Source organism: Bacillus sp. A015 (genome assembly GCF_053851875.1).
Genome location: NZ_JBSPZB010000014.1, coordinates 77,965 through 91,788 on the forward strand (window position 1 = coordinate 77,965; position 13,824 = coordinate 91,788).

Genomic DNA, 13,824 nt, shown 5'->3' on the forward strand with positions numbered 1-13,824 from the left:
TGTTCCTCCCTTTACTTTCCTAAACAAAATTGAGAGAACAACTGATCAATTAAGCTTTCATGAACAGCATCCCCAATAATTTCACCTAACTGCTCCCAGCAGCGTGTTAAATCTATTTGAATAATATCAATCGGTACGTCCATTTCAATTCCTTCAAGAGCATCTTCAATTGATTGTTTGGCTGCCTGAAGGAGCGCAATATGCCTTGTGTTACTTACATACGTTAAATCTCCACTTTCAATTGAACCTGTGAAGAACAGTGATTGAATCGCCATTTCAAGCTCATCAATCCCCTTTTCTTGTAATAATGATGTTGTGACCACCGGACGATCTTTCGCTAGCTGCTTGACCTTTTCTATATCAAGCTTAGGCTCAAGATCTGTCTTATTCACAATCACGATGATATCCATACCTGAGACAGCCTCAAAAAGCTTAATATCCTCTTCTGATAATTCCTCACTATAATTGAGCACAAGTAAAATCAGGTCGGCTTCTTTTAAGACCTGTCTAGATCGCTCAACCCCTATACGCTCAACAATGTCCTCAGTCTCACGTATACCCGCAGTATCTACTAGACGAAGAGGTACCCCTCTTACATTCACATACTCCTCAATGACATCTCTCGTTGTTCCAGGAATATCCGTCACAATCGCCTTTGTTTCCTGTACAAGACTATTCAGCAAGGAAGACTTCCCAACATTCGGCCTTCCGATAATCACAGTGGATAAGCCCTCACGAAGAATTTTCCCCTGCTGCGAAGTCGTCAGCAGCGATTCAATTTCCTTTTTCACAGATGTCGCTTTTTCAACTAAGACTCGATGTGTCATTTCTTCGACATCGTCATACTCTGGGTAGTCTATATTTACTTCAACATGGGCGAGTGTCTCCAATATCTCACCGCGAAGTCGTTTAATCAAACCGGAGAGACGTCCCTCCATTTGAGTGATCGCTACATTCATCGCACGGTCTGTCTTTGCACGAATCAAGTCCATTACGGCTTCTGCTTGAGACAGATCGATTCTTCCATTTAAGAAAGCACGTTTTGTAAACTCACCTGGCTCCGCTAATCTTGCTCCTTCTCTTATAGCAAGCTGCAATACTTTATTTACCGTCACAATTCCGCCATGGCAGTTGATCTCAATAACGTCTTCTCTCGTAAATGTTTTAGGTGCTCTTAATACCGACACCATGACCTCTTCTATTACTTGCTCAGTACTAGAATCCACGATATGGCCATAATGAATGGTATGGGAATCCATCGATACAAGTTTTTTCTCCTTAGGCCCCTTATACATACGATCAGCAATCTGTACCGCATCAGGCCCACTTAAACGAATAATCGCAATTGCCCCTTCACCCATTGGTGTAGAAATTGCTGCAATTGTATCCACCGCTCATTCACCTCTTTCTCTACTTAATAGACAGTCTTTTATCGATTAAATGGACGTTGTCCATCTTTATATCAAAAACGCTTAATCCAAAATTTAAAGATACCACAAATGAAAGCGAAGCGAAAGCATCCCATATCTAATTATCCACAACTTTGCATCTTGTCTATTTTAACACTTAACTTATCCACATGTGAATAACGACGTTCTCAACTTATCTTCACATCTTACACCTAAATCCAATAAATTTAAACGCCCCGATCCCTTTACTTCATTGTAAAAATGGCGTTTTTCATCCAAATAACACGCTAAATTTTTAGAAATAAAGGATGAATCTTCTATAAAAAGGGAATTTTTCAATAAAAAAAGACTAAAATCCAGCTTTGCTGAATCTTAGCCTTTCTGCTATTTTTTATACAGCACCACAACATGACGTTTGCTGCCTGTATCTTCCGATGCCGTAGCAAGTTCTTTAGAAAATGCGGCGATCGTATCATGAACGACTTTTCGTTCATTCGAAGGCATAGGTTCTAAATGAACTTTTCTCTTCGTTTTTAAAACACGGTTTGCCGTCTTGATGGCGTATTGTTCAAGTGCTTCTTGACGTTTCTTCCTATAATCTCCAATATCAATTGTAATATGGTGATACTGATCGGAATAACGATTAAACACTAACTGTACCAATGTTTCTAAAGAGTACAAAGTTTGTCCTCTTTTTCCTATCATTAATGCCGTTTTATCTCCATCAATGTGGAAAGAAATCTTTTTCGGTTCCTTCTTGGAAACAATTTTTGCTTTAGGATCAATTGATTTAACAATTTTATCTAAATACTGTGTAGCTAATTTGAAAGCATCTCTCTTTTCTATTAACTTAACAACAGCTTGTCTTTTACCAAATAATCCTAAAAACCCTTTATTTCCTTCATCTACTATTGTGATATCAACTTCTTCTTGTAGTAGCTGAATTTGTTTAAGTCCGGAATCTACTGCTTCTTCGATTGTACGACCGACAGCAGTTATTTCCTTCATTTTTTATTCCCGCCAGCTTTTTCTTTTGTATCAACTTGTACTTGAGGTGTTCTAATCACCAATGTTTGAATGATCATGAAAATGTTACCTACAACCCAGTACAGTGAAAGTGCCGCTGGGAAACTGATTGCAAACACAACGATCATAATCGGCATGACCCAAAGCATAATTGCCATTTGAGGGTTGTCCGAAGGATTTCCAGCCATCATCAGCTTCTGCTGAATGAAAGTAGCTACACCCGCAATAATCGGTAATAGAAACAATGGATCTGGACTGCCTAAGTCAAACCATAAGAATGTATGTTTTTTAATTTCAGCTGTTCTCATAATCGCATGATAAAAACCAATTAAGATTGGCATCTGAATTAAAATCGGGAAACACCCTGCTAATGGATTTACACCATTTTTTTGGAAAAGAGCCATTGTTTCCTGCTGAAGCTGCTGCTGTGTTTTTTGATCTTTAGAGCTGTATTTTTCACGAAGCTTCTTCAATTCAGGCTGCAAAGCTTGCATTGCTTTTGTACTTCTTAACTGTTTAATCATTAATGGTAAAATAAGCAAGCGAATTAACAGTGTAACAATAATGATCGCAACACCATAGTTTTCACCAGTCAAATTTGCCATGTACGTGATTAATTGAGATAGCGGGTAAACAATATAAGAATTCCAGAATCCCTCACTATCTGATGTAATTGGTTCATTGATTTGTGTACATCCTGCCAATAGAACCAACACGCCAATCAAGCTAAATATTAGTAATAATCGCCTTTTCAACAAGATTCCTCCCATTACTTCAAACTTTATTTAAGTTGGAATTGATTACGAAAGTGACTCACCTAATCAGTATGGTAACATTTTTTCATTACAAAGTGGTGGTTTCATTTTAATTCACTAGATGAAGGAAGCGCTTTTAAAAATTGATTCAACGAAAGTTTCTATTACGAAGACTTTTTCGGTTGTTGTTGATAAACAGCGGATTTTCTAAATAAATGCTGGAGAGATTTCTTTGTTTCCTCAAAGGTCAATTCACTCGCTGGTTTTCGTGCAATGACAATATAATCTTTTTCTTGCTTTAACTTATGACCTTCTTCTAAAAACACCTGACGGATCAGACGTTTAATTCGATTTCTTATCACTGCATTACCAATCTTCTTACTGACAGACAATCCTAAACGCAGTTCATCTTGATTTGGTTGATCCAGCTGGTAAATAACGAATTGGCGATTAGCCATTGATTGACCTTTTTTGAACACTTTTTGAAACTCTTCATTTTTTTTTAGCCTGTTTCGCTTCTTCATGTTTTCTTCCACTCCGATAAAAACTGACAGTTCATTTACGATTTTATGTAAAAAAGACCACTGACATTATTCAGTGGCCTAAGCTGATAATTTTTTTCTACCTTTACTGCGGCGTCGCTTTAAAACTAGACGTCCGTTTTTAGAACTCATACGGCTGCGGAAGCCATGAACTTTACTACGCTTACGGTTATTTGGTTGAAACGTTCTTTTCATTTATGACACCTCCCTGAGGAATAGCTGTTTAAGACAGTCTAACTCATTATATTTGTGTAACCCATCGATTGTCAATATCAATGATAAAACTCTTATTATCAACCTTATAAGCATAACACAAGTTATCAAGTGAAGAAACCTTCTTTTTCAGTTTCCAGCATTTTATTCTTTTTTTTCTCCTAAAAGACCTCCAAAACAAGGTTGTGGATATTTTCCCAGCATATTTAGACTATCCACATCCATTATCGACATTTTTTTCACACAAATAACCGGTGTGGATAATTATTTTTCAACAGGATGTAAAGTTTGTGGATAAGTTTGTGACACCCATTGCACCATCTCGTTTATTTTGATATTATATTTGTGTTTTAACTCTTAATTACTTATCTGACCTATTTATATTATCCACAATCTGTGGATAACCTGTGGAAAGTTATTACACAGCTTGTTGAATTGTTTATCCACAACTTGTGTAATTTGTCGAAAAGACGTTTTTCTACTATATTAATTGTTTTCAACAAAGTATGTGCACGAATGGTAATGACCATTTGCTCTTTTTCGTGTTCTATAACAGTTTGATACTGGTCATTTTAAAAAGAAAAGGAGGGGGGAGAAGCCTTATGGAAAATATTTTGGATCTGTGGAATAAAGCACTTCAAAAAATAGAGACAAAATTGAGCAAACCCAGTTTTGAAACATGGATGAAGTCGACTAAAGCCCATTCTCTTCAAGGAGATACACTCACAATTACTGCACCTAATGAATTTGCTAGAGACTGGCTGGAGTCAAGATATCTCCACCTAATTGCAGATACCATCTATGAACTGACAGGTGAAGAGCTCAGCATCAAATTTATTATTCCTCAAAATCAGGACGAAGTGGAAGCCGTGCCAAAGTCTCCAATTAAAAAAATGTCTAAAGAAGAGCCTGTTGAAATTCCACAAAATATGCTGAATCCAAAATATACTTTTGATACTTTTGTTATTGGTTCAGGCAACCGTTTTGCTCATGCCGCTTCACTTGCAGTCGCAGAAGCACCAGCAAAAGCTTATAACCCGCTCTTTATTTATGGAGGCGTTGGTTTAGGAAAGACCCACTTGATGCATGCGATTGGTCATTACGTCATAGACCATAATCCATCAGCCAAAGTGGTCTATCTATCATCTGAAAAATTTACAAATGAATTTATCAACTCAATCCGAGACAACAAGGCTGTCGACTTCCGTAATCGCTATCGGAATGTAGATGTGCTTTTGATAGATGATATTCAATTTTTAGCAGGAAAAGAACAAACACAAGAAGAGTTTTTCCATACATTCAACACACTTCACGAAGAAAGTAAGCAAATCGTCATTTCTAGTGACCGGCCGCCGAAAGAAATTCCGACACTTGAAGACAGATTACGCTCCCGATTCGAATGGGGTCTCATTACAGACATTACCCCGCCAGATCTAGAAACGCGTATTGCGATCTTGCGAAAAAAAGCAAAGGCAGAAGGCTTAGACATACCAAATGAAGTCATGCTTTATATTGCCAATCAAATCGACAGCAACATTCGTGAGCTGGAAGGTGCTTTGATTCGTGTCGTTGCTTACTCTTCTCTAATTAATAAAGACATCAATGCTGATCTGGCAGCTGAGGCCCTAAAGGACATCATTCCTTCATCGAAGCCAAGGATCATTACGATTAAAGATATTCAAAGAATTGTAGGGCAGCAATTTAATATTCGATTAGAAGATTTCAAAGCGAAGAAACGGACGAAATCAGTTGCTTATCCAAGACAAATTGCCATGTACCTCTCTAGAGAAATGACCGATTCCTCTCTGCCTAAAATAGGAGAAGAATTTGGCGGACGTGATCATACGACAGTCATTCATGCTCACGAGAAAATCTCGAAATTAATCGTTGAAGATGAACAGCTTCAGCAGCATGTCAAAGAGATCAAAGAACAATTAAAATAAACAAGCTGATATGATTAGTACGGGAAAATGTGAATAACTTCAGCATGGTCATACACAGTCTGTCCACATGTGGATAGGCTGTCTTTCCTTTCTTTTTGCCAACTTATCCACATATTCACAAGCCCTACTAGTACTTCTACGATTTTTATTAAATAAATATATATACATGTCATTAAGAAAATTTAGGAGGACCACTATGAAATTCACGATTCAAAAAGATCGTCTTGTTGAAGGTGTCCAAGATGTATTAAAGGCCGTATCCTCTAGAACAACGATTCCTATTTTGACAGGGATTAAAATTGTTGCATCTGATGAAGGGGTTTCTCTAACAGGAAGCGACTCTGATATCTCAATTGAATCCTTTATTCCTAAAAGAGATGGGGATTTAGAAGTGATTACAATTGATCGTCCGGGAAGCATTGTGCTGCAGGCCCGCTTTTTTAGCGAAATCGTTAAGAAACTGCCAATGTCTACTGTCGAAATTGAAGTAGAACAAAACCATTTGACCATCATCCGCTCTGGTTCAGCAGAATTTAATCTAAACGGCTTAGATGCTGAAGAATATCCGCATCTGCCACAAATTGAAGAGCACCATGCTTTTCAAATTCCAACAGATCTGCTTAAAAACTTAATTCGTCAAACCGTTTTCGCAGTGTCCACCTCAGAAACACGACCTATCTTGACAGGTGTAAACTGGAAGGTGGAAAAAGGTGAATTAATATGCACGGCAACGGATAGCCATCGTCTTGCTTTAAGAAAAGCGAAGTTAGATATGAACGAAGAAAGCTCGTACAATGTGGTCATTCCAGGGAAGAGTTTAACAGAGCTAAGCAAAATTCTTGATGATGGACAAGATCTTGTGAGCATCGTGATTACAGAAACGCAAGTTCTCTTTAAAGCACAAAACGTGCTGTTCTTCTCTAGATTGCTGGACGGTAATTATCCAGATACAGCTCGCCTTATCCCGCAAGAAAGTAAAACGGATGTCGTGGTGAACACGAAAGAATTCCTTCAAGCGATTGATCGTGCGTCACTTTTGGCAAGAGAGGGACGGAATAATGTCGTGAAACTGTCTGCTGATCCTGCGCAAAATCTTGAAATCTCTTCTAACTCGCCTGAAATTGGTAAAGTGGTTGAAACGGTTCAAGCGGATGACATTAAAGGGGAGGACCTAAAGATCTCCTTCAGTCCGAAATATATGCTGGATGCTTTAAAAGTATTAGAGGGAACTGATATTCATGTAAGCTTCACTGGTGCGATGAGACCATTCCTTTTACGCACGCCGAATGATGATTCAATCTTGCAATTGATTCTTCCAGTAAGAACGTATTAAGTTCATCTAAAATGGCTGCTGTGTGAGTGCACAGCAGCTTTTCTTCTCGTTTACCATGCTTTCTTTCATCCCAGTACGCTTTCCCCCTTTCCTTCTTGTCTTGTTTTTTAGTACAATTAGATATTAGTGATATTGAAAGAGGTCGATACAATGCCTAATCTTATAACCATTGAAACAGAAATGATTACATTAGGGCAGTTTTTGAAATTAGCCGAAGTCATCCAATCTGGCGGAATGGCGAAATGGTTTTTAAGTGAACATGAGGTGTTCATTAATCAAGAGTCAGATAATAGACGGGGACGTAAATTATACCCAGGAGATGTTGTCGAGATTGAAGGTTATGGCACATTTCAAGTTGTGAAGTAGAAACGGGTGACAATACATGTACATTCAAAGTCTGGCGTTAACCTCATACCGAAACTATGAACACACCGAACTTCAATTCGACAATAAGGTCAATGTCATGATCGGTGAGAACGCCCAAGGTAAAACGAACTTGATGGAAGCGATCTATGTATTGTCGATGGCAAAGTCTCATCGTACGTCAAATGATAAAGAACTTATCCGATGGGACGAAGACTATGCTAAAATAGAAGGTAGAGTCATCAAAAAAAACGGTCCACTCCCAATGCAGCTCGTGATCTCAAAAAAAGGAAAAAAGGGAAAGGTCAATCACATTGAACAACAGAAACTTAGTCATTATGTTGGTGCTTTAAACACCATCATGTTTGCACCAGAGGATCTGAGCCTTGTGAAGGGCAGCCCGCAAATTCGCAGAAGATTCCTCGACATGGAGATTGGACAAGTTTCTGCTGTTTATTTGCATGATTTATCGCTCTATCAAAAAATCCTCTCTCAGCGAAATCATTACTTGAAACAATTGCAAACAAGAAAGCAAACGGATCAAGCGATGCTGGAGGTTTTAACAGAGCAGTTGATTGATGCGGCAGCGAAAGTTGTCAAAAGACGGCTTACTTTTACGAAACAGCTTGAAAAATGGGCGCAGCCGCTGCATTTTGGAATTTCTAGAGAGCTAGAAACACTCACGCTCCAATACCAGACAGCGATAGAGGTATCAGAAGCGTCAGACTTGTCGAAAATAAAGAATAGCTATGAAGAATCGTTTCAGAAACTAAGAGACAGAGAAATAGACCGAGGGGTGACACTGTGGGGACCTCACAGAGATGACCTTCTTTTCTTTGTGAATGGTCGGGATGTTCAGACATATGGCTCTCAAGGGCAGCAAAGAACAACAGCTCTTTCACTAAAGCTTGCAGAAATTGATCTGATCCATGAAGAAATCGGTGAATACCCAATTCTTCTACTCGATGATGTTTTATCTGAACTTGATGATTATAGACAGTCTCATTTGCTCCATACCATTCAGGGCCGTGTACAGACCTTCGTCACGACAACAAGTGTTGAAGGCATCGATCACGCTACCCTGAAAGAAGCGGAAATTTTCAGAGTAGCCAGTGGAAAAGTAATTGACTGATAAATGAGGTGTGAGTCTTGTATATTCATTTAGGTGATGATTGTGTTGTTTCTACACGAGAGATTGTCGCAATTGTTGATTACAAAATGAGGTCATCTTCTGTTGTAGAGGAATTTCTTAAAAAACAAGAGGAACAAATCATTTCGTTGTCACAAGGGACACCCAAATCCATCGTCGTCACAACTAAATCTGTGTATTACTCTCCTCTTTCCTCAAGCACGCTCAAAAAACGTGCTTCATTTGTGATTGAAATTGAAGTCTAAAAGCTCAATTCATATAAATATATCGTTTAAGAAAAGTGTAGGTGAATGTACGTGGCAATGGAACAGCAACATAATAGTTATGATGAAAATCAGATACAGGTGCTCGAGGGGCTAGAAGCTGTTAGAAAACGTCCAGGAATGTACATTGGGGCAACCAATGCAAAAGGACTTCACCATCTTGTATGGGAAATTGTCGACAACAGTATTGATGAGGCATTAGCTGGTTATTGTACAGACATTACAGTGCAAATTGAAAAAGATAATAGCATTACAGTAAAAGATAATGGCCGCGGTATTCCTGTTGGGATTCATGAAAAGATGGGACGACCTGCAGTAGAAGTCATTATGACTGTTCTTCACGCTGGCGGTAAGTTTGACGGCAGCGGTTATAAAGTATCTGGCGGTCTGCATGGTGTAGGGGCGTCTGTTGTAAATGCGTTATCTACAACCTTAGACGTGACAGTATACCGTGATGGAAAGATTCATCATCAGCAATTCAAACGCGGAGTTCCAGTTGGCGATCTAAAAATTATTGGTGAAACAGACGTAACAGGTACAACCACTCATTTTGTGCCAGATCCAGAAATTTTCACTGAAACCATTGAATTTGATTACGACACACTTGCCAATCGTGTACGTGAGTTAGCCTTCTTAACAAAAGGTGTTAACATCATCATTGAGGACTTACGCGAAGGAAAAGAGCGGAGAAATGAATACTGCTACGAAGGCGGTATCAAGAGCTATGTGGAACATTTAAATCGCTCGAAAGAAGTGGTTCATGAAGAACCAGTTTACATCGAGGGTGAAAAAGACGGAATCACTGTTGAAGTTGCTTTACAATACAACGATTCCTATACAAGTAATATCTATTCTTTCGCCAACAATATCAATACGTATGAAGGCGGAACACACGAAGCAGGCTTCAAAACGGGTTTGACGCGCGTCATTAATGATTATGCTCGTAAAAATGGCGTATTCAAAGATGGAGACTCGAATTTGAGTGGTGAAGATGTGCGCGAAGGCTTAACAGCTATTATCTCCATTAAACATCCAAACCCACAATTCGAAGGTCAAACGAAGACGAAGCTTGGGAATTCAGAAGCGAGAACCATTACAGATTCTCTTTTCTCTGAAGCACTGGAGAAATTCTTGCTAGAGAACCCTGATTCTGCGAAGAAAATCGTGGAAAAGGGACTGATGGCAGCTCGTGCAAGAATGGCAGCCAAAAAGGCACGTGAGCTTACAAGACGTAAAAGTGCACTGGAAGTCTCTAGCCTGCCTGGGAAATTGGCAGACTGTTCTTCTAAAGATCCTTCTATCTCTGAGCTCTATATCGTAGAGGGAGATTCTGCGGGCGGATCTGCTAAGCAGGGGCGTGATCGTCACTTCCAAGCCATTTTACCGCTAAGAGGAAAGATCCTAAACGTTGAAAAAGCACGACTAGATAAAATTTTATCTAACAACGAAGTTCGTTCTATGATTACAGCGTTAGGAACTGGAATCGGTGAAGACTTCACTTTAGAGAAAGCTCGCTATCACAAAGTTGTGATCATGACGGATGCGGATGTCGATGGTGCCCATATTCGCACGCTGCTCTTAACGTTCTTCTATCGCTACATGCGTGAAATCATTGAAAACGGTTATGTGTATATTGCGCAGCCGCCTTTATATAAAGTGCAGCAAGGTAAACGTGTTGAGTATGTGTATAACGATAAACAGCTAGATGAGCTGCTAAAGACATTGCCTCAAACACCAAAACCTGGACTTCAGCGCTATAAAGGTCTTGGAGAGATGAACGCAACTCAGCTTTGGGAAACAACAATGGATCCTGATGCGAGAACACTTCTTCAAGTGACACTTGAGGATGCGATTGATGCTGATGAGACATTTGAAATGCTGATGGGAGATAAAGTAGAACCGAGACGAAACTTTATCGAAGAAAATGCACAATACGTGAAAAATCTTGATATTTAGATAGGTCCCCTTGAGAACAACCTTATTTCTTGTTTGGAATAAGGTTGTTTTTCAAGATTCAGGCCTGTGAAACGAATGTCCTGGTTTTCTATGTTTCGTTGATTTTCTAGTAAATTAATGTGTATAAAGCAGAGATTATTGATATAATGAAGAATAGTCTTGTGAAGATAAATACATATTTTACTCCCACATAATTTATTTCATGTGATACGTAAAGGGAGGTTCTTATAGTGAGTGAACAACATACACCAAATGTACGCGAAGTGAATATCAGTCAAGAAATGCGTACGTCCTTTTTAGATTATGCAATGAGTGTTATTGTTTCGCGTGCATTACCAGATGTACGAGATGGATTGAAGCCCGTGCATCGAAGAATTTTGTATGCGATGAATGACCTAGGAATGACAAGCGATAAACCATTTAAGAAATCTGCACGTATCGTTGGGGAAGTTATCGGTAAGTACCACCCTCACGGTGATAGCGCTGTATACGAAGCAATGGTTCGGATGGCGCAAGATTTCAACTATCGTTATATGTTAGTTGATGGTCATGGAAACTTTGGTTCAGTCGATGGAGACGGAGCAGCGGCGATGCGTTATACCGAGGCGCGTCTATCTAAGATTTCTATGGAAATCCTCCGTGATATCACAAAGGATACCATTGATTATCAAGATAACTATGATGGCAGTGAAAGAGAGCCAATGGTGATGCCTGCAAGATTTCCGAACTTATTGGTCAACGGAGCGACAGGAATTGCTGTAGGAATGGCGACCAATATTCCGCCGCACCAATTAGGTGAAGTAATTGATGGGGTATTGGCCATCAGTCAAAACCCGGAAATGACAACACAGGAGCTTATGGATATCATCCCAGGGCCAGATTTCCCAACAGCAGGACAAATTATTGGCCGAAGCGGTATTCGAAAGGCGTATGAAACAGGGCGCGGCTCTATTACATTAAGAGCAAAATCGAATATTGAGGAAACATCTAGCGGTAAACAGCGAATTGTTATCAATGAGATCCCATACCAGGTCAACAAAGCCCGTTTGATTGAAAAAATCGCTGATCTTGTCCGTGATAAAAAGATTGATGGCATTACAGATTTGCGTGATGAGTCAGATCGTAATGGTATGCGTATTGTCATTGAGCTGAGAAGAGATGCGAATGTCCATGTTCTATTAAACAATCTTTATAAACAAACGACACTTCAAACCTCATTCGGTATCAACTTGCTGGCGCTTGTTGATGGACAGCCAAAGGTTTTATCACTGAAACAATGTCTTGAATATTATCTTGAGCATCAAAAAGTGATCATTCGCAGAAGAACGGAATATGAGCTGCGTAAAGCAGAAGCAAGAGCTCATATTTTAGAAGGCTTGAGAATTGCACTTGATCACTTAGATGAGGTCATTGCTTTAATTAGAGGATCTCAAACTGCTGAAATTGCGAGAAATGGTTTGATGGAAAACTATAGCTTGTCTGAAAAACAGGCACAGGCCATTCTTGATATGCGACTCCAGCGCTTGACTGGTTTAGAACGAGAAAAGATAGAAGATGAATATAAAGGACTTGTTGATTTGATTGCTGAATTAAAAGCCATCCTAGCAGACAATGAGAAAGTTCTTGAAATTATTAGAGAAGAATTAATAGAAATCAAAGAACGTTTCAATGATACGCGTCGAACTGAAATTGTGACAGCGGGTATTGAAACAATCGAAGATGAGGACTTGATTCCTGTTGAGAACATTGTGATTACACTGACTCATAATGGTTATATTAAGCGTCTGCCCGCATCAACATACCGCAGTCAAAAAAGAGGCGGTAAAGGTGTCCAAGGAATGGGGACCAACGAGGATGATTTCGTTGAACAACTGATCTCAACATCGACCCACGATACGATCCTCTTCTTCTCTAATAAAGGGAAGGTCTATCGTGCCAAGGGGTATGAGATTCCTGAATTTGGACGGACAGCGAAAGGGATTCCGATTATTAACCTTCTTGAAGTAGAAAAGGGAGAGTGGATTAACGCCATTATCCCAGTAAGCGAATTTGATGAAGATTCGTACCTCTTCTTTACAACAAGACACGGTGTATCGAAACGGACATCATTGTCTCAGTTTGCAAACATTCGAAACAATGGTCTTATTGCACTGAGCCTGCGTGACGAAGATGAACTGATGGCCGTTCGTTTAACCAATGGAGAAAAACAAATCATCATTGGGACGAAAAAGGGGATGCTGATTCGTTTCGACGAGACGGATGTTCGTGAAATGGGACGTACGGCAGCTGGGGTCAAAGGGATCACACTTTCTGAGGATGACATCGTCGTTGGAATGGAAATCCTTGAGCCAGATGCAAACGTATTGATCGTAACCGAAAGAGGTTATGGTAAATTAACGCCTGAAAAAGAATATCGTGTTCAAACTCGAGGCGGTAAAGGTCTTAAAACGTGCAAGATCACTGACAACAATGGTCCGCTTGTCACAGTGAAGGCGACCAATGCTGAAGCTGAAGAAGACTTGATGATTATTACAGGGAGCGGTGTCATCATTCGTATGGCCGTTTCAGACATTTCGACAACAGGCCGTGTCACTCAAGGTGTCCGCCTGATTCGTCTAGGTGATGATGAACATGTCGCTACAGTGGCATTAGTTGAACAATCACCAGAAGACGATGAAGAGAACAGTGAAGAAAATGTAGAAAACATAGAGTCAGATCAAGAACAATCTGAGTAAAAGTAAAGCCGGTTTTTCACCGGCTTTCAGGCTGTCGAGAAAATCTCGACAGCTTTATTTTTCCCTTAAAATTTACATCTCCTCATTTTATAATAGAGAAAAGCCGACTAAAGGAAGGTGTTTTTCTCATGTTCCA

12 protein-coding genes are annotated in these 13,824 nt (G+C 39.6%); 7 read left to right on the plus strand and 5 right to left on the minus strand.

Features of this window, described 5'->3' with window-relative positions; genetic code table 11:
* Window positions 1-11: 11 nt before the first annotated feature.
* The 5 genes from mnmE to rpmH form a co-directional block, all read right to left on the minus strand.
* On the minus strand, window positions 12-1,391 hold the full coding sequence (gene mnmE / locus ACSLGF_RS12805) for a tRNA uridine-5-carboxymethylaminomethyl(34) synthesis GTPase MnmE (protein ID WP_456005995.1): 1,380 nt from the start codon (window positions 1,389-1,391) through the stop codon (window positions 12-14).
* Window positions 1,392-1,793: 402 nt separating this feature from the next.
* Window positions 1,794-2,417 carry an RNA-binding cell elongation regulator Jag/EloR gene (jag, locus tag ACSLGF_RS12810; RefSeq protein WP_456005997.1) on the minus strand — a complete coding sequence of 208 codons (624 nt, stop codon included), beginning with the start codon at window positions 2,415-2,417 and terminating at the stop codon, window positions 1,794-1,796.
* On the minus strand, window positions 2,414-3,190 hold the full coding sequence (gene spoIIIJ, locus ACSLGF_RS12815; RefSeq protein ID WP_456005999.1) for a YidC family membrane integrase SpoIIIJ: 777 nt from the start codon (window positions 3,188-3,190) through the stop codon (window positions 2,414-2,416). The genes jag and spoIIIJ overlap by 4 nt, the downstream gene beginning before the upstream one ends.
* A gap of 164 nt (window positions 3,191-3,354) precedes the next feature.
* Window positions 3,355-3,714 (minus strand): ribonuclease P protein component, encoded by a 360-nt coding sequence (gene rnpA / locus ACSLGF_RS12820; RefSeq protein ID WP_008360906.1) that lies wholly within the window; start codon window positions 3,712-3,714, stop codon window positions 3,355-3,357.
* Between the two features lie 78 nt (window positions 3,715-3,792).
* Window positions 3,793-3,927, minus strand: a complete 135-nt coding sequence (rpmH, locus tag ACSLGF_RS12825; protein ID WP_008360908.1) for a 50S ribosomal protein L34 — start codon at window positions 3,925-3,927, stop codon at window positions 3,793-3,795.
* Between the two features lie 620 nt (window positions 3,928-4,547).
* Between rpmH and dnaA the strand changes: the two genes are divergently transcribed.
* The 7 genes from dnaA (at window position 4,548) to gyrA (ending at window position 13,688) form a co-directional block, all read left to right on the plus strand.
* Window positions 4,548-5,888 carry a chromosomal replication initiator protein DnaA gene (dnaA, locus tag ACSLGF_RS12830; protein WP_456006002.1) on the plus strand — a complete coding sequence of 447 codons (1,341 nt, stop codon included), beginning with the start codon at window positions 4,548-4,550 and terminating at the stop codon, window positions 5,886-5,888.
* A 196-nt stretch (window positions 5,889-6,084) separates the two neighbouring features.
* A complete protein-coding gene (dnaN, locus tag ACSLGF_RS12835) occupies window positions 6,085-7,221 on the plus strand; it encodes a DNA polymerase III subunit beta (RefSeq protein ID WP_456006004.1) in 1,137 nt (378 codons plus the stop codon).
* Between the two features lie 150 nt (window positions 7,222-7,371).
* On the plus strand, window positions 7,372-7,587 hold the full coding sequence (gene yaaA / locus ACSLGF_RS12840; RefSeq protein ID WP_456006007.1) for a S4 domain-containing protein YaaA: 216 nt from the start codon (window positions 7,372-7,374) through the stop codon (window positions 7,585-7,587).
* 16 nt (window positions 7,588-7,603) lie between these two features.
* On the plus strand, window positions 7,604-8,716 hold the full coding sequence (gene recF, locus ACSLGF_RS12845) for a DNA replication/repair protein RecF (RefSeq protein WP_024718424.1): 1,113 nt from the start codon (window positions 7,604-7,606) through the stop codon (window positions 8,714-8,716).
* A 17-nt stretch (window positions 8,717-8,733) separates the two neighbouring features.
* A complete protein-coding gene (gene remB, locus ACSLGF_RS12850; protein ID WP_099726327.1) occupies window positions 8,734-8,979 on the plus strand; it encodes an extracellular matrix regulator RemB in 246 nt (81 codons plus the stop codon).
* 57 nt (window positions 8,980-9,036) lie between these two features.
* A complete protein-coding gene (gene gyrB, locus ACSLGF_RS12855; protein WP_099726326.1) occupies window positions 9,037-10,953 on the plus strand; it encodes a DNA topoisomerase (ATP-hydrolyzing) subunit B in 1,917 nt (638 codons plus the stop codon).
* Between the two features lie 230 nt (window positions 10,954-11,183).
* Window positions 11,184-13,688 (plus strand): DNA gyrase subunit A, encoded by a 2,505-nt coding sequence (gyrA, locus tag ACSLGF_RS12860; RefSeq protein WP_456006010.1) that lies wholly within the window; start codon window positions 11,184-11,186, stop codon window positions 13,686-13,688.
* The last annotated feature ends 136 nt before the right edge of the window (window positions 13,689-13,824 follow it).

Excerpts from the sequence above, each read along its gene's own strand:
- jag (WP_456005997.1), bottom strand. The coding sequence starts at position 2,417 with ATGAAGGAAATAACTGCTGTCGGTCGTACAATCGAAGAAGCAGTAGAT.
- rnpA (WP_008360906.1), bottom strand. The coding sequence starts at position 3,714 with ATGAAGAAGCGAAACAGGCTAAAAAAAAATGAAGAGTTTCAAAAAGTG.
- rpmH (WP_008360908.1), bottom strand. The coding sequence starts at position 3,927 with ATGAAAAGAACGTTTCAACCAAATAACCGTAAGCGTAGTAAAGTTCAT.
- dnaA (WP_456006002.1), top strand. The coding sequence starts at position 4,548 with ATGGAAAATATTTTGGATCTGTGGAATAAAGCACTTCAAAAAATAGAG.
- dnaN (WP_456006004.1), top strand. The coding sequence starts at position 6,085 with ATGAAATTCACGATTCAAAAAGATCGTCTTGTTGAAGGTGTCCAAGAT.
- yaaA (WP_456006007.1), top strand. The coding sequence starts at position 7,372 with ATGCCTAATCTTATAACCATTGAAACAGAAATGATTACATTAGGGCAG.
- recF (WP_024718424.1), top strand. The coding sequence starts at position 7,604 with ATGTACATTCAAAGTCTGGCGTTAACCTCATACCGAAACTATGAACAC.
- gyrB (WP_099726326.1), top strand. The coding sequence starts at position 9,037 with ATGGAACAGCAACATAATAGTTATGATGAAAATCAGATACAGGTGCTC.